Genomic DNA, 20,293 nt, shown 5'->3' with positions numbered 1-20,293 from the left:
TGTGAATTTGTCCTTTGATCAAATGAAGGAAACGATGACAGAAGTAATTTACTCCCTTATCCAGCATGAGTACGGTCAGGTGTTTGAGGAAGAAAAGCCTCATCATGAACAGACTCAGGATGGCCAAGATTGAACATGACTACCTTTTCACTAAAAAAGATGCCCTCACACAACGGAGAGAGCACCTTTTTTAATTTGCAAACGAACAGGGCTTTCCATTATTGGTTCCCCATCGCCTTGGACAAGGACGGGGGTATCAGATTGAACGTAAACATCCTTACCGGTCAAAAGAGTCACATGTTGTTCCATCACTACATGTTTTCCTTTGTACGCTTTCGGAAACAATCGGAGCAGCTGCCACTTTGACATTCCGTGTACCACACAAATGTTTAAAAGGCCATCATCGTAACTAGCTTCTGGGCAAATCCGAATCCCTCCCCCGTAGTTAGGTGAGTTCGCCACCGCCACAAGCCAAACACCAGAGAAAAATAATTCCTTTCCATCGACTGTGATTTGAATATTCGTTGGACGGTAATCCTTCAAGACTTCTAGCATGCTTAACACATAGGAAAGCCCACCAAAACCGAACTGGTTGAACCAATTTTTATAGATCGCCTCATTCACTGTTTTTGCTATCTTCCCATCAAATCCAATACCTGTAACCGTTAAACAATGTCGCTGTCCAAGGTGGAGCAAATCCACTTTTTTTTGCTTGTTTTCAAAAATACGGTGTAACGCCTTTTCATAATGCATCGGAATATTTAAACAGCGGGCAAAGTCGTTGCCAGAGCCGGCTGGAATAATTCCTAGTGGGACGCGATGGTTAACAAGACCATTGGCTACTTCATTAATCGTGCCATCCCCACCAACGGCAATGATTGTTTTCACTCCCTCTGTTAAAAGCTCTTTGACAATCGTTGTTGCATGACCAGATCCGCTTGTAAAACGGACAAGGTAGGGCGTGTTTCTTATTTGTAGCTCATACTCAACCTTTTTCCACGTACGTTGCCCTTTCCCGTTACCAGAAGCTTTATTGACTATAAAACCGTACATGACCTGTACCACCTTCTTTCTTCCTCTTTCCCGTTCGTCAAAAAAAACATCGTGTGTTTATATGTATAATTTTGGTTTTGGTTGAAGATATTATTCATAAGAAGAGAAATTTACATACATTCTGGAGGTTGAATATATGAAAACATTTACATTTCACGGTATACCGAATCAGCCGTTTTCCAGTTGGTTAACGGAAGGAATGAAAGAGATTTTTTCTACGCGAGGCTATACCTATTTGCCTGCTCCAGAAGATCACCCTAAGCTCGTGTTTCATTTAGCGGATATGGAGAATCCACGACCTTATCGCAGAAAATCTCAAGCGACATTTGTAGTAACTATCATTGAAACGTTTCAAAAACCAAAGGATATTCATAAAGAAGCGTATCCCTATTTAGTGCGGACACTTGCCAACCACCTAATGTATGTTGTACACCATAGCGACGGAACCGAGCTATATTTTCTAACGCCTGAGCAAGGGCGATATTCGATCATGGTTGATTCAAATCAAAGCGATGAGGAAATTTTCGAGAAAATCTTTGAACGGCTGGAACCCCTCGCATCCTCAAGGCTTGTGATCAACAATGATTTCTATGAAGATTTACCAGAGCCGCTCTGGGAAGGAGATGAAGTGACGGAATCCTTAAGTGTGTCAGGTAAGAAATTAGATACGATGAATTTACTCCCTGCTCCCTTCCCGTTAGAGGAAGTTCTTACCCCAAGGGACATTCGTCATTTGAATCGCCTTTATGGTATCGGTGGCCTGAGCTATGGAAACTTGAGTGCACGAAAAGATGAGAACAACTTCTGGATGAGCGCAAGCGGGATTGACAAATCAAATATGAGCGATGTAGGCAAAGACTTTCTATACATTTCTGGCTACGATGAAAAAAGCAATGCGATGAAGGTGAGCATCCCGCCAAAAATCAAGCCGAAGCGGGCGTCTGTAGATGCGATCGAGCATTGGATGATCTATCGTGAGCATCCTGAGGTCGGTGCGATCGTTCATATTCACGCATGGATGGACGGGATTCAAGCGACACAATTCAATTATCCATGCGGCACCCTTGAACTAGCCGAAACCGTTGCGCAAATGGTTAGTGAATCGGAGGATCCGTCTCGAACGGTAATCGGCTTGAAAAACCATGGGCTCACGATCACCGGTCGTGATTTAGATGACATTTTCGAACGGATTGATGGAAAAATCATTCCTCAAGTTCCGATGGATTAGAATCATTATAACGAAATTCACCATAAAAAAACAGAAGAAATAGGTGAAAACATGAAAGCGATCCAATTTGATCTAAGCATTCCTAAATATGCATTAAGCAAGGCGATGGGAAAAATGAATTCGTCTCTCTATGTGGAATCGCCGTTTTCATGCCTTCAACTAAGAGACGTAGAAAAACCGGCTCTCCCGAACGACCACTGGGTAGAAATTAAAGTGAAATATGGGGGAATCTGCGGGAGTGACCTAAACCTCATTTTTTTAAATGACAGTCCAGCTACCTCTCCTTTCGTTTCCTTCCCGTTTACCCTTGGGCATGAAATGGTTGGGACGATTTCTAAAGCAAGAAAAAGTGTGACAAATTTACAAGTGGGTCAGCGCGTCGTCATCGATCCGCTTCTTTCCTGCGAGGTTCGCGGCATTACCCCCGTCTGTTCTGAATGTGCAAACGGAAATTATAACCTATGTCACCATATGAACGATGGCGACATTGCCCCTGGTTTATTGACAGGAACATGCAAAGACACAGGTGGTAGTTGGGGCCGGTACTTGGTCGCCCATCAAAGTCAGGTTATTTCGTTGCCTTCTAGTGTGGATGATGACAATGGTGTACTCGTGGAGCCATTTGCCTGTGCCCTTCATGCGGTCTTGCAAAACAGGCCGAAGCCTTCAGACACGGTATTTGTCATCGGATCGGGGGTGATTGGCATTTGCGTGATCGCTGCCATTAGAGCGTTAGAGATCCCATGCAAAATCGTGACGTTAGCCAAACACCCCTTTCAAGCGGAACTTGCTAAGCAATTTGGGGCGGACGAAATCGTATTTCTTTCGCGAAAACGAGACTACGTTACAGCGGTTGCCGAGTCATTCAACGCCAATGTCCTTCATCCCGTTTTTGGTGAACCGATTGTACATGGAGGGGCGGACATCGTATACGAATGTGTCGGAAATCGCAAAAGCTTGCATGACTCTTTGCGATTTGCCCGTAAAGGGGGCAAAGTCGTCTTGATCGGACTCGCAAGCTTTATCGACAACCTTGATATGACGATGATTTGGCTAAATGAGCTAGAGGTTAAAGGCAGTTTCACTTACGGCATGGAAGATTGGCAGGGAGGAAAAAAACGAACGTTACAAATCGCAGTCGATTTAATAGCCGACGGGAAGGTAGATCTCTCCCCTTTAATTACCCATCGTTTTCCGTTGGAAGCGTACCGTGAAGCACTGGCAACTGCGGCAAATAAGAAAAAAGGCCAAACCATGAAAGTCGTTTTTGAGCCTTAATAATAAAGAGAAGCGAGCTGACGTTTTCAAAGGATCAAGCAGCTCGCTTTTTTGATTAAATGTGTCTCCTGTATAGTGCTTCGCCTGATCTGACAGCAAACAACGACGGTATCAGCTACTTTTTTCTGGCAACAAAGGCGAAGCAATCAAATGAAGCGTCTCATCTTCTAATCCATGGGGCGAAGATCATCACACAGCTTTTCGTCAATCCAAGCAACGGCGCTTTTGGCTGCCCCCGTCACGATGATTGATTGTTCGTTTAATGTGTTAACTACTCCCCCTTTTGCTATTCGAAAATTAAATACGAACTTCAAACTCCCTTATAAGCACGGCATTACCTGAGATTTCGATCATGACATCATCCGTTTGCTCAGTAACTGTGACGGCAATACGACCATCTTTACCGATTTCATGCCCTTGTTCGACGATTAACTGGAGCGAAGGTGATGACTCTATGTATTTATGATAATAGGCGCCCATCACGCCAGAAGCCGTTCCTGTAACTGGGTCCTCTACCGTACCGGAATACGGTGAAGAAAAATGGCGAGCGTGCATATCGGCCTCTTGGTCATACGTTTCTAAACAAAACGGATGGACAGAGGCGCGAGGCATTTCTTGCAAAATATGAGGGAAATGTTGATTGTTTGGCTGCATTCGCTTAAAAGCATCGAGCTTTTTAATCGGAATCAGTAAGGTCCACGTACCAGTGCTACCATAGACTACTGGTAGCTCCTCATGGAGATCCTTTTCTTCAAGGGCAAGCGAAGCGGCCAATTCCGATCGTGATCCACTAAATGCTCGAAGCTGAGGTGCGGCTTGCTTCATCGTAATCATCATCGAACGATCTACATCTATGCTCAGCCGAATGGGCAAAATGCCTGCTTTCGTTTCAATCGTGATCTCGTCTCGATCTGGAAGTAATCCTTTCGTCTTTAACGCATAGATCGTTGCCATTGTGGCATGTCCACAAAGATTTATTTCGTGACCTGGTGTAAAGAACCGAATGTTTACATCTGCTCGTTCGGATGGAAGCGGGAAGGCAGTTTCATTAAAACCTACTTCCTTCGCGATTTTTTGCCTATCCGAATCAGTCAAGCCCTCCCCGTCTAAAACGATTCCAGCAGGATTTCCTTTCGATGGTACTGTACTAAATGCTTCGTAATGTTCTACTTTGATTGATCTCATCTCATCCTCCTTTTATTTCATCGACTGTTCAATTGGTCAATACGTTTACGCATTTTTTAAAATCAAGAGTGTCTGCTTGCTTGTTTTTTATTAAATAGTTCATAAAGCTCATCGCATAAAGCTTTTTGTAGGCTTGCAACACTTCTATCTCCGTGTGATCAAATTCGTATGCTTTAAGAAACGTTGTTTCAGAATGAACGGATTGAATAAGATACCGAGCCACATCCCACAACGGGTCCCCAATGATCGCTAGCTCAAAATCTAGGAAAAGAAAACGACCATCACTTCCCTCTCCAACATTTGCAAGCCTAGCATCGCGATGGATGAGACAAAGTGCTCTTTGATTTCTATCGTAGGCTGCTCGGACGGAATTGATAGCCGACCAATACATAGACTCATATTTTTCTGTTCCAATCGTCTGGAGCCAATTCGGTGCAAACGATTCAAGGTAATCAAGCCAGGTTTCTTTCGTTACACCATTTCCAGGGTCAAACACGCTTGGCTTTTGAACAGTATGTTGATGAAGTTCACGTAATAAGCTTCCAATAATTTCGTCTAAGTCAGCCGCTTGGATGTTTTTCTGTAGCGGCTCGTATGTCAGCTGCTCATATGCATCCACGAGAGAAGGACAAATGGCTTGAGGGACAGTACGTAGCGCATGCACTTCTCGTAAATACCCTTCTTTTTTTCGGTATTGCTTTTTAATCAATTGACTCCCGTCTACCGTGACTAAGTGAACCGTATTACCTGACCACGGACTCGACAAATCCTCGATGATTTGTTCGTTCATATCACCCTCTCCTTTTATCTTGCCTTTAACATTTTGAAGGTATTTGTCAGCTTTTTCGTAAAGCAATCGAATATCCAGATTCACGTTCGTGTCAATTGACCTTTCCTACGATCGACACACCCTCGCGGCAAGATTCTCTTAGCATACAAATGTACTCCCGCCTAGATCTGTTGTTTTTTACCAACTCCCTTTCTATTGTATGACAATTCATTATAAAAATCATCCGTTTTAAGCAATGCTGAGCTGAGGATTGTTAAAGTGGGAACCATACAACTTCTTGAAAAGGTCTAGAATCTCACACTTTTCATGTCATTCCTTATAAGAACGATCGGGCAATTTTTTTGTATGTTCTCTCGCGCGTTAATGGGAGTCGAACGAGAGACAGGCGGCGACTCCTTCGGGAAAAGCAAACAAGGAAGCTGGAGCGTTGCCCGCGGCAAAGAAAACACAACGAATGCAAACAAGATGTGCGTGAGTCGATGGTTGCACTTGTGCTTTTGGTGAAAGCGTCCGCCAAGTCGCGATTTTAAACGAATCAGAAAAGCTGCCTCTAAAGATAGACTTTTGAGGCAGCACCTTTTACGTTATTGCGGCAAATATTGAAGCAATGCGGTTGCGATCGAAAAATAGATGAAAAGGCCAAGAATGTCATTCAAGGTCGTAATGAACGGCCCTGATGCAACCGCTGGGTCAATTTTTAGTTTATTAATGATGAGAGGGATTGTGGCTCCTACCATTGTCGCGACACTTAATGTCAATAGTAACGAAACACCGACGATTCCCGCTAACACGAAGCTTCCATAAAGGAAAGGAATGACGATTAAAAGGGTTACGGCACACATGATTCCGAGCATAATGCCGGTTCCAAACTCTCGCTTCAGCATTTTACCAACGGTGGATCGGTCTACTGTTCCAACAGCTAATCCACGAACAACAACCGCCAAAGCCTGTGTTCCCGTATTTCCAGCTGAATCCATAATGAGCGGGATAAAGACAGATAAAAGAATGACAGCTTCCAACGTTTCTTCGAATTGACCGATCACTTCTGCGGTAATGAGGCCTAAAAACATCAGCATAATGATCCATGGTGCCCGTTTTCTTGCAGCTGTAAAGGCAGAAATGTTGGTATCCATCGAGCCTCTAGCAGCGGCCATTTCTCCAAAGTCTTCTTCTGTTTCCTCCTCTAGTACATCGATAATGTCATCAACCGTCACAATTCCAACTAATGTCCCTTGCTCTGTAACGACAGGTGCTGCGAGGAAATCGTATTTCTTAATTAATTTTGCCACGTCTTCTTGGTCCTCACCTACCAAAACAGAAACTACGCGAGTGCTCATAATCGTTTCAATGGTTTGATCCGATGGGGCGGTTATCAAATCCCGTAACGACACAACGCCAACGAGTTTTTTCTGTTCATCCACTACATATAAATAATAGATCGTTTCCGCATCAGGGCCTTCTTTTCGCAAATGGTCGATGACGTCAGCAGCCGTATCGGTCGAGCGAAGGACAATAAATTCTTTCGTCATAATCGCTCCAGCCGTCTCCGGTGGATAGGACATAAGCTCCTTGATCTCGCTTGCTTCCTTTTTATTCATCGCCACTAAAATTTCTTGTGCCTTCACTTGATCAATCTCTGCTAAAAAATTGGCCGCATCATCGGCGTACATATCATTAAGCATCGCAGTAGAGTATTCACGATCCAACTCTAAAATGAGCTCTTTTTGTTCGCTGACATCTAACTGCTTGAACACTTCCGCCATTTCTTCTGGCGTTAAAGCAGCGTAGACAAACTGACGATCCTCCGCATCAAGCAATAAGTATAGATCCGCTTGATCGGTCGGGTGTAGATCTAAAAACAGTTCACGAAATCTCTCGATCTTTTTCGATGTAATAACATCAACCACAGTTCGAATATAATCATCTCTTGTTTGTTTTGTTAATCTTACCATTTAAATTCCTCCTTTTTTATGAAAGGAAGAACATGCCTCTAAGAGAGTAAGGCACGCCTGCCTTCCTTAATTCAGTTGTCTGGATTGATGGCATCAGGCTGGGTTCAGGACTACTATCCATCGTGCCTCACCTCCTTGAAATTTAAACAAAAAACACCCTCCACGAATGGAAGGTGTCAACATGAGCAACACAAAAAAAGCATGACTAATGATCACCAAACTCCTCCATTCGTAGAGCTTTAGCACTGTGCGGCATAGGACGAAGCCAGCTACGTTAAAAACCACCTTATGTCGATGGTTTCTGTTGACCCATTGGCGTCTTTGGACGTTTTTGGGCAGCAGCGTATCTCCAGCACAGGAGCCTCACCTAACGAGGATGATTCAATTTACATGTTTGAATGTAACACGTTTATTTTTTACCTGTCAACAATATTTTTTAAACTATAGGCAAGCTTCATCATAAAAAAGTTAATTTTTTTCACTGCTTTATCGTATGTTTTCTCTTGTAAATCGTGCAAGGCCTTTATAACGTTTTCAATGTAATCGTTACGGTCGTCCCTTTTAGTTCCTGTGAAGTGATGTCTATGGTGCCCCCATGCTTTTTAATAATTTGTGAGGCGATCGCCAAGCCTAATCCCGTCCCGCCCTTTTTCCGAGACCGAGATTTATTTACACGATAAAAACGTTCGAACACAAGAGCGAGCTTGTCCTCGGGAATGCCGATCCCTTGATCCGAAAGAATAAATTGGGCCCTGCTTCCTTCACGCCCTATCGTAAGTGAGATTGTTGTCTCTTCATGTGCGTATTTGATCGCATTATCTAACAGATTGCGAATGACTTGCTCGATCCGATCAGGATCTCCTGAAATAATGACATCCTCATCTAGATCTAAGTGGACCTGAAGCCTTTTTTGCGCTGCGAGATAGCGAAATTGCTCCACTACCTCATAGACTAGCTGGGCGAATGCAATCGGTTCATCCTTCATCACATAGGACTCCCCTTCTAGTTGAGCCAAATCCAATAAGTCATTAACGAGTCGCTCCAATCGGTTTGCTTCCTTTTGAATGATGGAAAGCCCTTTGCTCGGATCAATCACTCCTTCCTCTACACCCTCTGCGTAACCTTTCATATAACTAAGCGGCGTACGCAGCTCATGAGACACATCAGCAAGAAACTCCCGCCGCTTTTCTTCCACTCGTTCGAGGGATGACGATAACGTATTAAAGGATTCAGCCAGTTGACCTATCTCGTCCTTTCGACTTCTTGTTGAAGAAATACGTAACGAAAAATCCCCCTTCGCCATCTGAATCGCTGCTTCTTTCATGTCGGTCAGTGGGGTAACCACATGGTTCACAACCTTTTTACCGATTAGGATAATCAGCAAGATGATGACGCTTAAAGAAAGCAATAGTATTTTTCCTACGTTTAAAAACGGCTCATACACATCGGATAGCGGCAGCGAAAAAAATAACGCTCCAGCGAGTTGTTCATTGTCAAATAAAGGGATCGCTACCCCGAGAATTTTTTGCTCAAAGTACGCATTCTCCCGTATCATGACGACCGTTTCCCCTTCTAGCAGCTGCTGTCTTTCGTCAAACGTGATCAAATGTTCATTTGCAAAAGGTTCAAATGGTGAGCCACTCCCAAGCTGCATCGGATCCTCTGTATAAGTTAGCGTGAGCTCTTTGCTGTCGTTTGCCCATTGAATCCGTTCGAAAAAATAGTCATTCGCTCCATGCTCCGCATATACAGTGCGAAGCTCTTGCCCTTCCATGAATAAACGATCGATCTGCTTGTCGATATAAAGTCGTTCATAAAGGAAAAATGTCATCGAAAGGGCGCCAACACTAACGGCGACGATGATTGCGAATATAGCGCTCCATACTTTTGCTTTGATCGACCAATTTTTCATGAGTCTACCTCGAACTTATACCCGACACCCCAAACGGTTTTGATGAATCGATCAGCTGGCTTTAGTTTTAAGCGTAACGTTTTGATGTGAGTATCAACTGTCCGAAGCGTCCCTTGCTGGGTATCCATTCCCCACAAGCGGTCATGGAGATGCTCTCGTGTAAACACACGTCCACGATGTTCCAATAGAAAAACTAGCAAATCGTACTCTTTTTTTGTTAGTGAGATCTCTTGACCATTCACAAACACCTTGCGACCGCTAGGCTGGATGCGAAGCTCGTTGAAGCGATATCCGGTATCATCCACTTGCTGGATTCCTTGCGTTCTTCGCAAGGCAACTTCGATTCGGGCGACGAGCTCACGGGGACTAAACGGTTTGACAATGTAATCATCGGCTCCGATTTGTAAGCCCATGACTTTGTCGTCTTCTCCACCTCTTGCTGTCAACATAATAATCGGTATTTGCGAAAACGCACGGATTTCTTTACAAGCAGTAAAGCCGTCCATTTCATCCATCATGACATCAAGGACGACAAGATCCATTGGCTCCTGTTCAAGCCGTTTGATTGCTTCATCTCCCGTCTCTGCTGTATAAACAGCAAACCCTTCTTTTCGTAAATAGGACGTTACGAGTTCGCGTAGATCTAGTTCATCATCTACAATCAAAATGTTATGCCGCTTGTTCATTCTTCTTCCTCCAAAACAATGGCGTAAGGCCCTGCTGGCACATTAATCTCATTTACTACCTGAAATGTTGTTCGTTCAATGATGGAAAAAGTATCATCGTCCAAATTGCTCACGTACAAATGATCGCCGTCCCCTTTTAGATAATAAGGATTATGACCAACTGAGAGGGATGCCTCGACACGCTTTGCGTCTAGATCTACTTTGTACAAAGCATCATCTCCATGGCAGAGAACGTATACATAGGTGTCGTGCTGGTCTTGATAAATCGTAATTGGCATTAGGCCCACTTCAACTTCCTGATCAATTACACCTGTTTTTATGTTATACGCGAAGATTCGTTTGTTTAAATCCCCGTAAGGCCCATGTCCACCGATCCATAGATGAGATCCATCATAAAACATCCCTGCTGGTCGTTCGGTAACCGAAAATGATTGGATCATCGTTTCCGATCGCATATCGTAGATAAAGACCGTACTTGTCTCACTGCTCAAAATAAATAACAGATCATCGATTACTTGCAGATCCGTTGGTGAACAATCGATTGCGATCCGCGTCTGTACCTCTCGTTTGTCCACATCAATTTGGATGATTTCATCATTTAACGTATCAGCGACAAATAGCATCCGTTTGGCTCGATCAAATTCCATCACGGTTAAGCCTTTATTTAGCGTTATAAACGGCAGGATCTTCCCTTGAACCGTATCAAATAAAAAAAGCGTGTCTTCCGTTTGACTTGTAACCACAATATGTCCACCCTCGATGTCCACCATCGCGGTCAATGGATAGGGACTTTCCTCGGTTTCTAGCAACTCCATCTTGTTTTTGCTAATAAAGGAAAAGGTCGATTCTTTTATATGGGAGACGACGACCATAGGACCATCTTCTTCTGGAATCGTCACATGTTTTCCTTGGCACCCACTCAACATAAACAGCAGTGCAACGAAACAAATCAATCGGCTCTGGTTCATTCATGTTTCTCCTTCGTCATAAACTCACTCTGTTTGTTATTCTACCACTAGATTGTGAAAAAAATTTGAAGTCTTTTAGAAAACCTTGCTTTCTTCCTATGACCTGTTAAAACAACGGTCTCAACAGTATACTGTCTTTTTTCGTTAGGTCGAAACAATCGTCCAGCTTGGAACGAGCTTTACGTTTTGCACCATTGAAATGAATACTTGACTGCTGCTTTGACTTAAACACTTCATGCGTTCTTTTTACAATAAATTTAAACAATACCAAAAGCGCAAGTGAAGTTTATCATTCCTAGCAGGTAACAATTTAAGATTATTTTTTTCATAGTAGTTCTTTTTTCTTCTGTTCTTCCTCGTATTCACTCTTTAATACGCTCATCACATTCAAGGATTCGAAACCATATTTACTTTTTAAACATTCTCGAAGTGTCCCTTCTAGGACAAATCCTTGCTTTTCATATACGTGCATTGCACGAGCATTGTTTGTCTTCACATCAAGCCATAATCGGTTGGCCTTTGCCTCTGTAAAAACCCATTGTTTCATTAGACTAAGCACCTGTTGTCCAAACCCTTTTTCCTTGTCATGGATCGTAAGTCTAACAAGCTCAATGCTATCATTTTCATTGTGTACACCGTGGAGAATGACGTAGCCGACCGTTTTTCCTGCTTTTTTACTTTCAATCATAAGGTGTAGACAATCTCGATCTTCCAAGGTCTGTTGATGCTTTCTTTCATCCCACGGAATAATATATCGTTTATTTTCCTCGATCGCTTCTAACTTTAAAACAAACGCTAGGTCCTCCGTTGTTGTTTTGCGTAGGCGAAGCTCAGGTGTCTCAAGGAGCATGACCCTTCTCCTTCCTTTGAATGGTTTCTTCAAACTACAAAACACCAGAAAAATAAGAGTGGCACTCACCGGCGGTGAAAGTGCCACTCTTATTCACTGTGTTCTGTCCCAGCCCTTTTTCCACATCGTTAATCGAGTACGTTTTCTTCTAAGAATAACGTGAATCCTTCGTCAGAGTGACTACCTACAAGCCGAGCCACTTCTTCACCATTTTCAAAATGAATGATCGTTGGTGTAGACTCGATGTTGTAGTCATTCCATCCCTGTTGAAATTCCTTCACATTATACTGGACAAGGTCAATTCCTAAATCTTCAGCAATCGGAACGAGGCGCGGTGTTGCTTCTTTACAATAAGGGCAATCAGAGGCGTAGAAATAAACCGTTGCTTCCCCTTCTCCTGCTAAAATGTCTTCCAATTCATCTGGTAAAATCACATTTTGATAATTTGGATCGTCTAACAGCTCAATTGTAGTCGGATCCAATGTCTCCTTACCAAACGGATTCCCTTCAATTTGTTGCTTTTGCGATAAGTTGGTAACAACCGCAATCGCTACAAATAATAACACAATAATGCTTCCAAAAATGGCTAACTTTTTCAATGGTCATCCTCCTACTTCTCACGAATAATGAGTAAACTGCAAATGAAAATAATGACAAATGCTGTAAAAGCTAAAAATGGAATCGTCACAAAGCCGAACCAATTGATATACTGACCTGTACACGGAACCCGACCACAAGCGGGAGCGGCATCCGTTAAAAATGGGAGCTTTTGTATTGAATAATGATAGAGCGACGTGAACATCCCGATGAGCGAAAACCAGAGGGAGTACAACGCCACGTTGACATCCCGTTTAAGATAGCCAATAAAAAGAATGAGTACGAGCGGATACATGATGATGCGCTGGTACCAACACAGGGTACAAGGCTCGTACATCCTAATTTCAGAAAAATAAAGCGAGCCAAGCATCGCCGTTAATGCCGTAAGCCAAGAGCCAAGCATGAGGTTTTCAACCTTTTTGCTCATATAACACCCCTTCCTTGTTCCCTTTCATTTCGAATTAAATGCAACATTCCAAAACTGAACGTATCATAAAACAAAGGAAAATAGAAAGGGAGATTTCGTGAATTTTTTGTACCTTTAAAACATTTGTCACTAGCGATCTAACGCTCAGCTGATTTATAGCGAATCGATGAATCGAGAAGACGTACTTATACTTTAATGGAATTTGTTTGAAATGACAACTTAGAACGATTTTTTAACCTATTTCACTTGCGCTAAGTCTTCTACTTCAGGGCTTAAGATAACAAGATTAAGAATGTCACATCCTGAAGCGAGGAATAAAATCCCCTTTACTTTGCTCATTTTAATCAAATGTCAAGGCTTGTTGAAGTCTTCTCACTCCCTCTTCGATTTGTTCCATTGACAAGTGACCATAGCCTAAAATGATTCGTTCAAGTTGACTTCCTTTTTTAATCGCATGACTTTCGACAGAGTCAACGAAAACACCACAAGTACGCATCCGCTCCATCGTTCGTTCTGTGAATGTTCGGCCTCTGAACTCAACGATAAGATGCAGGCCGGTGGATGCACCAAGTACTTTCATTTCTCCAGTAAATGCGTCATGTAAACAATCGATCAGGCGATCTCTTTTTTTCTTATAAGATTTTCGCATTTTCATTAAATGTCGCTCTAAATGACCTTCTTGAATAAAACGTGCAAGGACAAGTTGGTTTAGTGATGGTGTGTGCAGATCTAAAAACCACTTTTCTTTACGTCCTCGATCAATAAACTCTGGTGGCAAAATCAAAAGAGGCAACTTCAATTGTGCTCGATCAACTTAATTAACTGCCCATCATCGGTTCTTTTTACTTTAAATTCTGTAACTCTCCTCGCGTTTCGATTTCAGTTAGTATAAATTCATAATAACCGTATCTTTTTAGTAGCATAGCTCTATAGTCTCCGCATAATAAACACTTTCTCCCCTCTTCCAACTAGCGAGCTTACTTTTCCTTTAGCATCTCCCAGCTGTGCTTCCTCTTGCTCTTTACACGTCTGATAAGTTTTTGTTATCAAAATACTAAAGATTTTTAAATAACGAAATATTGAGCTTTCATACGTGATCAATAGCACTATTTGCTATAGTATAGATATACAAAATGGAAGACAGAACCATTACACTGGAAGGAGCGATTTTAATGTCACAAGCAGAGATTGATTTCATTACGCAGTTCCGCACAATTCCGACGACATGTATATCAGATGCCTTAGACGGTCTCACCAATCTAACCTCCAGCATAAAGCCGTTAAACGAAAACGATCAAGTGGTTGGACCAGCTCGAACGGTCCAAGTAGCTACTGGTGATAACCTTGCTGTGCTCAAAGCCATGTATGAAGCATCGCCAGGGGATGTGATTGTCATTGATGCTAAAGGAGACTGTACCCGAGCGATTGCTGGTGATTTTGTATTAGGAATGGCGAAGACTCTTGGAATCGCAGGATTTGTGGTTGATGGAGCAATCCGTGACATACGAGCGAGTAAAGGGCTAAATTTCCCGATTTTTTGCCGAGGGACGACGATTGCTGCTAGCCAGAAAACAGGTATTGGGAATATCAACGTGCCCATTTCTTGCGGTGGCGTACCGATTCGGCCAGGTGATCTCATTGTAGGCGACGCTGATGGCGTTACAGTGATACCGAAAGGACAAGAAGAGAACGTTTTACAAAAAGCGAAGAAAAAGCAAGCAGACGATGGAGCTAGAGAACGGGCGATCTCTGACAATGTCATGGCGATTCGCGCTTATCTTGAAAAAATGATTCATCCCTCATAATCCAATTCCAGATAAAAGAACCCTCTTTCGTTCATTAAAGAGGGTTTTTGCCCAGCTGTTCTTTTTTCCATTCTATATTCGGGAGGATGATGGCAAGAAAAATAAAGAAAACACCGAGCCATTGGGACAATATTACAGTTTCTTTTAAAACGATCACTGACAGCAGAACAGCGACAGGTAACTCGATCGAACTCAGAATACTGCCTAATCCTGAACCGATTTGCGGCATCCCATAGGCAAACAACAATGGCGGAATACAAACGCCAAAAAGTCCGAGCAACACTCCATACCAACCAAGTTGTCCGTACATTGTTAAAGGTTGATGGATAAGCTGTGGTCCAAAAATGAATAAAACGGCCATTAAGCTGCCTGACACCATGTAATAACTCCGTTGAACGGTGGGTAGCTGGGGCAATACTTTTGCGTTTGCTAGGATGAACAGGGCAAATGAAACAGCCGCCAGTAAACCGAACAAAACACCGAGCCAATGAACCGTCCCTTGATTGACCCATGAGCTACCGCTAGCTAACACGGTGCCAATTAACAAAATGATAAGGGAACCGACCGTTTTTTTCGTTGGAAACTGGCGATTGATTAAACTTTCAAGGACAACCCCTATCCATACGAATTGAAATAAAAGAATGATGGCTACTGATGCCTCAATTGTGACAAGGGATAAGTAGTAAAAAATCCCCACAAGGCCTGTAGGAATGCCAGCTAACATCAATTGGATTTTTTCTTTCATTGTTAGCCTTTGCTTCTTTTGCGTAAAGGCTAACAATGCTGCTAACAAAAACCATCCGATCAGAAATTGACTCGAGGTCACCACCGCTGTAGGAACTCCATTTTCGTATGCAAGCTTTACAAGAGTGGACAAAACCCCGTATGAGCAAGCTCCTAGAAACACAGCAGTTACAAACTTAATCCGCACAATGAAGCTCCCCTTCTCCGCAAATACGATCTATCACACCCCTTAAGTATACCAACCGAGGTGATGCAACTGTCAATGGAAAGGTTCCTTTTTTATCCTTACATGATCCCTTTCAACTGGCCTACACTAATCTAAAGACGGTCTTTTAGAGGTGTACTATGATTAAAATTATCATGATTTCACTCTTTGTTTTCGCGATCCTCATGGTTAATAACTTAATTATGAATTTGTTGACAGGGGTATCATTCAATCGCTCAATAACCTATTTTTTACACCCGTTTCAAGTGATGGCTCAGTCAGAGAGACTTATTTTTTGGTCGATGATCTTCTTCGCACTGATTGGAACGACTTATATGGCTTCCAGCTTTTACGGTAAACGTTCCTCATGAAAGTGAGCTTGAGTTTTTCACTTTCCCCATCTTTTTCTGAATGAGTAGAATTCCTAACACAATCAAAGGAATCCCTACTTGGAACGGTAAATGGAGATAATATGGAACAACCTCCAACCCTTCTTTTAAATGTTCACTAAAATTGGCCGCAATTTGTATAGAATTAAATACAAGGATCGCACCGAAAAGAGGTAAGATTTTTTGGAACTTGTCCACTTTAAACAACTCACTAATTCCAGCGACTCCGGCATAAAAAAAGATGGCTACTTTAAAGAACATGGCAACGACTAGCACGGTTACCGCTAAAGCATCGAGCCGCTCGATAAAGTCGGCCGCTTGGATTTTCCCTACCATCGTTAACAGTGGAAACGTGGCCCGATTCGTAATATCTACCCCTAATACAATAATGTATAAAATCGTCGTTAGTGCGAGCAGTAGTCCGCTCACGCTGATCGCTAAAAGACCGATCCGAAATCCCATCTCTTTTTTGTTTAAAAAATGAAAAAGCATTGTAAAAACAATAATTTCTCCGAACGGAAACGTAAACGTTACAGGGAACGCTTGTCTCAGGACAGGTATCCAGCCATTTTCTAAAATGGGCAGCAGATTTTTTATGTTGTAAAGGTCTGTACTAAATATAAGCGTGACGGAAAAAAAGCCGATGAAAAATAAAATGATGAGAAAAAACTCTCCCGTTCTCGCAAGTACATTTATGCCATGAAACAAAACGTAGACAATGACCAAAACCACCATTAAATTAATCACCATGAGCGGGGTGTCTGTTAGCATGGACGTGGTTAACAAGTCGCCAAAATCACGTAAAACCCTCGTAGCAATGTAAATGAAATAAAGACAATAGAGAAAACCGATGAACCAACCGATCGGGACCGTAAGAACTTTTTGCAAATAGGCGATCCAAGTATCGCTTGGAAAGTGGCTATGCAAGTAATACAAAACACAATAAAGCACTAACCCTGCTAGCATTGCTGTTAGAACCGTAATCCATGCATCTTGTCCTGCGTCTAGCCCCACTCCGACGACAATGGCGCTCCCTAATTCAAACAATACAATCATGGAAAAAAATTGATATGTGCTAATCGTCGTTCCATTCTTCATCGGATATCTCCTCGATTCAATTTATTCGATGAACGGATTGTTTCGGAATCCTGTTCGGCGAATAAACGTATTTACTTGGACATTAACTTGAAGCTCGGCAAAATGCTCATTCCACTGATCTTTAAGCATCTTCCATTGATCAGGATACTTACGATGCACCTCTTCCCCAAACCCGAAAATATCGATTTGCTCCTCTTGACTAATTTGAATCGCTTCTAGTGCCTCGCTGCGAATTTCGTCCTCTAGTTGTTTTTCCACCTTATGGATGTTTTCAATGACAGTCAGATCAACACGGCAATTAACTTCCCCGATGTTTCCTTCTGCAAAAATGGTTAGGTTTATTTCCAACGTTTCTTGATCCGTCATCTTAGCTTCCATTTGTGCATTAGACTGGATAATTTCAATCGCTATTTTTTCATCGTTATGGCATGGCAACGTAACCACAGTACTTTCAATCGCATTGTCAATCCAATTGGTCCCCCTCGCAGCTTTGTGATCTAACCACGAGTGTAAATGACCATCTCTGAACATGGCCATTCCGGCAGCTTGCAAAATGACAGGTGGCTTTGATTTACCTAGCCCCTCCCCTTCCACTGCTTCAGATAAGTCTCCAACAATTTTGATTCCGCTGATCGTATTTTCCCGGCCCATTCTTAGCTGATTAATAATCACATCTTGGATTTCCACTTCTTTCGTCTCTCCCCATACGGCTCCTGAGGTTTTAATCGCTTCATCAATTTTTTTTGCAGGAATCCGCTCAAAAGGAGACTGGACGAGAAGGACTTCTTCCGCTGTACTTCCTCTCGCAATGACCATCGGGATGTTCGTTCGAAAGGCGTGATCGCGCTCGAACCAATCGAGGGCTTTATTTAAACCTTCCTCTCTTGCAAAGTCCTCTCCGATAACGACCAAATTCGTATGGGGAGAATAAATACGACGAGACAACTGCTCCGATGCTTTTCGAACTGCTTCGAAAATAGAGTTTCCGACACTGGAAATGACGACCGTTGACGTTGATCCTTGCTGAACCCCATCTTCATCGGCTGATACTTCTGAAGGATTGATAATTTGGAATGACACTTTGTACGTTCCGTTTTCCCCTTTATCGATTCCGACACCAGAAATAATCGACAAATCCGACAACTCACTAGCATCCCAGCAGCTTGACATCAGTAGAGTCGCGAAGAAAAGAACCAGTAGCTGAGTTTTGCGCCATCTCATAAGCGTTCGTCCCTTTCTAATCTAGCTAAAAACTTAACTGTTTTTGTCTTCTACATGTCTCTTATCAAGCCATTTTAACGGTAGGCGAAACAGTCCGTCTTTTTGTGCTTTCATACTGAACGGAGCAAATGGTGCAAAGTAAGGCATTCCAACGGAACGCAAACTCGATAAATGAGCAACAAGCATAATAAGCCCTAAAATAATCCCATATAAGCCGAAAGTAGCAGCGAGTAGCATCATAAAAAAACGCAATAAACGAGCGGCAACGGCTAAGTTATATGCCGGTGTTGTAAAGCTTGCGATCCCGGTCGCTGCCACGACGATGACCATCGAGGCCGATACAATTCCCGCTTGCACCGCTGCTTGACCAATGACAAGAGCTCCGACAATCGATACTGCCTGACCAATTGCCCGAGGCATTCGCAATCCTGCTTCACGAAGTAATTCAAAGGTAAATTCCATAATAAGCGCTTCAACCAAGGCAGGAAAGGGGATCCCCTCTCGTTGTGATGCCAATCGGATTAGCAGCGTTGTTGGGATTAAATCTTGATGAAATGTAATCAAGGCTACATACAAAGAAGGACCGAGTAATGAAACAGTAAAAGCAAAGTAACGCAATAAACGAATAAACGTCGACAAATCATACCGCTGGTAATAGTCTTCTGCCGCTTTAAAAAACTGGGCGAAATCAGTTGGTAAAATTAAAGCAAACGGCGTTCCATCAATAATTAAAGCGACTTTCTCTTCCACAAGTGCATATGCCACCATATCAGGTCGCTCCGTATTATAAATCGTTGGAAATGGTGTTAGCATCTCGTCCTGCATCGCTTCCTCAATATTAGCCTCGCTAATCACTTTGTGGGTGATGACACGGTTGAGACGTTGTTTGATTTCTTGCAAGAGTTTTTTGTCAACTAAATCGTCCACATAAACAAGGGCCACATCGGTATGTGTTGTCTCGCCAAGCTCCGTATTTTCCACACGTAGACGGTTTGATTTTACTCTTCTGCGAATGAGAGAAAGATTCGTTTGCAGCGATTCATTGAATGCATCTTTCGGACCGCGAACCGTCGTTTCCGTGGAAGGCTCCTCAATCGAGCGCCATTTGCTTCCTGGGGTGCTGCAACTTAAGGCTTTATCAAATCCATCGATTAGTACGATCGAATTGCCTGATAATAGCGAGTGGATGATCGGACTCCACAAGTCATACGCCTGTACTCTCGCGACCGATAAAATTTGTGTTTCGATTATCGAAAGACGTTTATCCTTCGTATCTTCCTTAAAGTAGTGAGCTTCCTTTGAAGGGTGGAGAGTCGCACTGACGATACATTCGCTGACCAGTTGCTCATCAGCCAGACCATTGATGAACACTGCAACTCCACTAATTTCTGGTTCATGGATGATCATTAACTCACGAATAACTAAATCGCTACTATTTCCGAGCAGCTCTTTGATTTTTTTTTTATTTTCCTCGAGACTTTCAGATAGCATCTCATTTTCCCTAATATGGTTCACTTCATGAACCTGATCAATGGGCCGCTTCCGTTTTACAATGGATGATAATCCCTTCGTCCGTCTCATCGCGATCTCTCTCCCCATTTAAAGTATCATTAAAGCAATCTAAGTCATCTTTATAAACTTAACCTTTGCCATCTAGGGAAAAATATGCATGATGAATAGGCCTCTCTATGTTAAAAAAGCAACCGAAAACAATTTTTCCTATGGTAAGAGTATTTTAAATAGAAATGCACTTTTGAACGTTCCATAGAATGCTTTTGAATACGGGTAATCATCCGTAGAAATCGCTCGACCGATTAATGAATGACCGCCCACTTCATAAAAATCCGTTATATCTATAATTGAAGCGAAGTCCTACCGTTAGAGCCTTTTCACTATAGTTAAAAA

20 protein-coding genes and 1 riboswitch are annotated in these 20,293 nt (G+C 42.6%); of the genes, 5 read left to right on the top strand and 15 right to left on the bottom strand.

Annotated elements, in window-relative coordinates; all coding sequences use genetic code 11:
* Window position 1 precedes the first annotated feature (1 nt).
* Window positions 2–133, top strand: a complete 132-nt coding sequence (locus FED51_RS21570; RefSeq protein ID WP_010898113.1) for a hypothetical protein — start codon at window positions 2–4, stop codon at window positions 131–133.
* Window positions 134–165: 32 nt separating this feature from the next.
* Here FED51_RS21570 and FED51_RS10325 read toward each other — a convergent pair whose 3' ends face one another.
* Complete coding sequence (locus FED51_RS10325) at window positions 166–1,053, bottom strand: diacylglycerol/lipid kinase family protein (RefSeq protein WP_053431183.1); 888 nt, start codon at window positions 1,051–1,053, stop codon at window positions 166–168.
* 136 nt (window positions 1,054–1,189) lie between these two features.
* Here FED51_RS10325 and FED51_RS10320 point away from each other — a divergent pair, with 136 nt between their 5' ends.
* Window positions 1,190–2,281 (top strand): class II aldolase/adducin family protein, encoded by a 1,092-nt coding sequence (locus tag FED51_RS10320; RefSeq protein WP_134229602.1) that lies wholly within the window; start codon window positions 1,190–1,192, stop codon window positions 2,279–2,281.
* Window positions 2,282–2,332: 51 nt separating this feature from the next.
* Complete coding sequence (locus FED51_RS10315; protein WP_010898110.1) at window positions 2,333–3,559, top strand: zinc-dependent alcohol dehydrogenase; 1,227 nt, start codon at window positions 2,333–2,335, stop codon at window positions 3,557–3,559.
* A gap of 297 nt (window positions 3,560–3,856) precedes the next feature.
* Here the strand turns inward: FED51_RS10315 and FED51_RS10310 are convergent, their stop codons facing one another.
* From FED51_RS10310 to FED51_RS10265, 10 genes are all read right to left on the bottom strand, one after another.
* A complete protein-coding gene (locus tag FED51_RS10310; RefSeq protein WP_138090471.1) occupies window positions 3,857–4,744 on the bottom strand; it encodes a PhzF family phenazine biosynthesis protein in 888 nt (295 codons plus the stop codon).
* A 28-nt stretch (window positions 4,745–4,772) separates the two neighbouring features.
* A complete protein-coding gene (locus FED51_RS10305; RefSeq protein ID WP_010898108.1) occupies window positions 4,773–5,534 on the bottom strand; it encodes an aminoglycoside phosphotransferase family protein in 762 nt (253 codons plus the stop codon).
* 584 nt (window positions 5,535–6,118) lie between these two features.
* Complete coding sequence (gene mgtE / locus FED51_RS10300; RefSeq protein WP_053431188.1) at window positions 6,119–7,486, bottom strand: magnesium transporter; 1,368 nt, start codon at window positions 7,484–7,486, stop codon at window positions 6,119–6,121.
* A 216-nt stretch (window positions 7,487–7,702) separates the two neighbouring features.
* A riboswitch (M-box (ykoK) riboswitch) is annotated at window positions 7,703–7,868 on the bottom strand.
* A 141-nt stretch (window positions 7,869–8,009) separates the two neighbouring features.
* Window positions 8,010–9,398, bottom strand: a complete 1,389-nt coding sequence (locus tag FED51_RS10295) for a sensor histidine kinase (protein ID WP_053431189.1) — start codon at window positions 9,396–9,398, stop codon at window positions 8,010–8,012.
* Complete coding sequence (locus FED51_RS10290) at window positions 9,395–10,084, bottom strand: response regulator transcription factor (RefSeq protein WP_010898103.1); 690 nt, start codon at window positions 10,082–10,084, stop codon at window positions 9,395–9,397. Before FED51_RS10290 ends, FED51_RS10295 begins: the two co-directional genes overlap by 4 nt.
* Window positions 10,081–11,052 carry a YncE family protein gene (locus FED51_RS10285; protein WP_053431190.1) on the bottom strand — a complete coding sequence of 324 codons (972 nt, stop codon included), beginning with the start codon at window positions 11,050–11,052 and terminating at the stop codon, window positions 10,081–10,083. Before FED51_RS10285 ends, FED51_RS10290 begins: the two co-directional genes overlap by 4 nt.
* Before the next feature lie 325 nt (window positions 11,053–11,377).
* Window positions 11,378–11,902 (bottom strand): GNAT family N-acetyltransferase, encoded by a 525-nt coding sequence (locus FED51_RS10280; RefSeq protein WP_053431191.1) that lies wholly within the window; start codon window positions 11,900–11,902, stop codon window positions 11,378–11,380.
* A gap of 128 nt (window positions 11,903–12,030) precedes the next feature.
* Complete coding sequence (locus tag FED51_RS10275; protein ID WP_053431192.1) at window positions 12,031–12,501, bottom strand: thioredoxin family protein; 471 nt, start codon at window positions 12,499–12,501, stop codon at window positions 12,031–12,033.
* A gap of 11 nt (window positions 12,502–12,512) precedes the next feature.
* Window positions 12,513–12,926, bottom strand: coding sequence for a disulfide formation protein C (locus FED51_RS10270; RefSeq protein WP_010898100.1), 414 nt, complete (start codon window positions 12,924–12,926; stop codon window positions 12,513–12,515).
* Window positions 12,927–13,266: 340 nt separating this feature from the next.
* On the bottom strand, window positions 13,267–13,710 hold the full coding sequence (locus FED51_RS10265) for an aminotransferase-like domain-containing protein (protein ID WP_053431193.1): 444 nt from the start codon (window positions 13,708–13,710) through the stop codon (window positions 13,267–13,269).
* A gap of 388 nt (window positions 13,711–14,098) precedes the next feature.
* Between FED51_RS10265 and FED51_RS10260 the strand changes: the two genes are divergently transcribed.
* A complete protein-coding gene (locus FED51_RS10260) occupies window positions 14,099–14,731 on the top strand; it encodes an RraA family protein (RefSeq protein ID WP_138090469.1) in 633 nt (210 codons plus the stop codon).
* Between the two features lie 34 nt (window positions 14,732–14,765).
* Here FED51_RS10260 and FED51_RS10255 read toward each other — a convergent pair whose 3' ends face one another.
* A complete protein-coding gene (locus FED51_RS10255) occupies window positions 14,766–15,662 on the bottom strand; it encodes an EamA family transporter (RefSeq protein ID WP_053431194.1) in 897 nt (298 codons plus the stop codon).
* Window positions 15,663–15,820: 158 nt separating this feature from the next.
* Between FED51_RS10255 and FED51_RS10250 the strand changes: the two genes are divergently transcribed.
* Window positions 15,821–16,051 (top strand): YczF family membrane protein, encoded by a 231-nt coding sequence (locus FED51_RS10250; RefSeq protein WP_053431195.1) that lies wholly within the window; start codon window positions 15,821–15,823, stop codon window positions 16,049–16,051.
* On the opposite strand, the gene FED51_RS10245 is transcribed toward FED51_RS10250, so the two are convergent.
* From FED51_RS10245 to FED51_RS10235, 3 genes are read right to left on the bottom strand one after another with little or no spacing between them, the layout of a single operon-like run.
* Window positions 16,046–17,167, bottom strand: a complete 1,122-nt coding sequence (locus FED51_RS10245; protein ID WP_053431196.1) for a spore germination protein — start codon at window positions 17,165–17,167, stop codon at window positions 16,046–16,048. The genes FED51_RS10250 and FED51_RS10245 overlap by 6 nt on opposite strands.
* 21 nt (window positions 17,168–17,188) lie before the next feature.
* Complete coding sequence (locus tag FED51_RS10240) at window positions 17,189–18,388, bottom strand: Ger(x)C family spore germination protein (RefSeq protein ID WP_083445531.1); 1,200 nt, start codon at window positions 18,386–18,388, stop codon at window positions 17,189–17,191.
* Window positions 18,389–18,421: 33 nt separating this feature from the next.
* On the bottom strand, window positions 18,422–19,969 hold the full coding sequence (locus FED51_RS10235) for a spore germination protein (protein WP_053431198.1): 1,548 nt from the start codon (window positions 19,967–19,969) through the stop codon (window positions 18,422–18,424).
* Window positions 19,970–20,293: the final 324 nt, after the last annotated feature.

Origin of the sequence: Halalkalibacterium halodurans (assembly GCF_005671335.1) — a bacterium.
Lineage (GTDB): Bacteria > Bacillota > Bacilli > Bacillales > Bacillaceae_D > Halalkalibacterium > Halalkalibacterium halodurans.
This window is presented reverse-complemented; position numbering and strand designations above follow the sequence as displayed.

Excerpts from the sequence above, each read along its gene's own strand:
- FED51_RS10325 (WP_053431183.1), bottom strand. The coding sequence starts at position 1,053 with ATGTACGGTTTTATAGTCAATAAAGCTTCTGGTAACGGGAAAGGGCAA.
- FED51_RS10320 (WP_134229602.1), top strand. The coding sequence starts at position 1,190 with ATGAAAACATTTACATTTCACGGTATACCGAATCAGCCGTTTTCCAGT.
- FED51_RS10315 (WP_010898110.1), top strand. The coding sequence starts at position 2,333 with ATGAAAGCGATCCAATTTGATCTAAGCATTCCTAAATATGCATTAAGC.
- FED51_RS10310 (WP_138090471.1), bottom strand. The coding sequence starts at position 4,744 with ATGAGATCAATCAAAGTAGAACATTACGAAGCATTTAGTACAGTACCA.
- FED51_RS10305 (WP_010898108.1), bottom strand. The coding sequence starts at position 5,534 with ATGAACGAACAAATCATCGAGGATTTGTCGAGTCCGTGGTCAGGTAAT.
- mgtE (WP_053431188.1), bottom strand. The coding sequence starts at position 7,486 with ATGGTAAGATTAACAAAACAAACAAGAGATGATTATATTCGAACTGTG.
- FED51_RS10295 (WP_053431189.1), bottom strand. The coding sequence starts at position 9,398 with ATGAAAAATTGGTCGATCAAAGCAAAAGTATGGAGCGCTATATTCGCA.
- FED51_RS10290 (WP_010898103.1), bottom strand. The coding sequence starts at position 10,084 with ATGAACAAGCGGCATAACATTTTGATTGTAGATGATGAACTAGATCTA.
- FED51_RS10285 (WP_053431190.1), bottom strand. The coding sequence starts at position 11,052 with ATGAACCAGAGCCGATTGATTTGTTTCGTTGCACTGCTGTTTATGTTG.
- FED51_RS10280 (WP_053431191.1), bottom strand. The coding sequence starts at position 11,902 with ATGCTCCTTGAGACACCTGAGCTTCGCCTACGCAAAACAACAACGGAG.
- FED51_RS10270 (WP_010898100.1), bottom strand. The coding sequence starts at position 12,926 with ATGAGCAAAAAGGTTGAAAACCTCATGCTTGGCTCTTGGCTTACGGCA.
- FED51_RS10260 (WP_138090469.1), top strand. The coding sequence starts at position 14,099 with ATGTCACAAGCAGAGATTGATTTCATTACGCAGTTCCGCACAATTCCG.
- FED51_RS10250 (WP_053431195.1), top strand. The coding sequence starts at position 15,821 with ATGATTAAAATTATCATGATTTCACTCTTTGTTTTCGCGATCCTCATG.
- FED51_RS10245 (WP_053431196.1), bottom strand. The coding sequence starts at position 17,167 with ATGAAGAATGGAACGACGATTAGCACATATCAATTTTTTTCCATGATT.
- FED51_RS10240 (WP_083445531.1), bottom strand. The coding sequence starts at position 18,388 with ATGAGATGGCGCAAAACTCAGCTACTGGTTCTTTTCTTCGCGACTCTA.
- FED51_RS10235 (WP_053431198.1), bottom strand. The coding sequence starts at position 19,969 with ATGAGACGGACGAAGGGATTATCATCCATTGTAAAACGGAAGCGGCCC.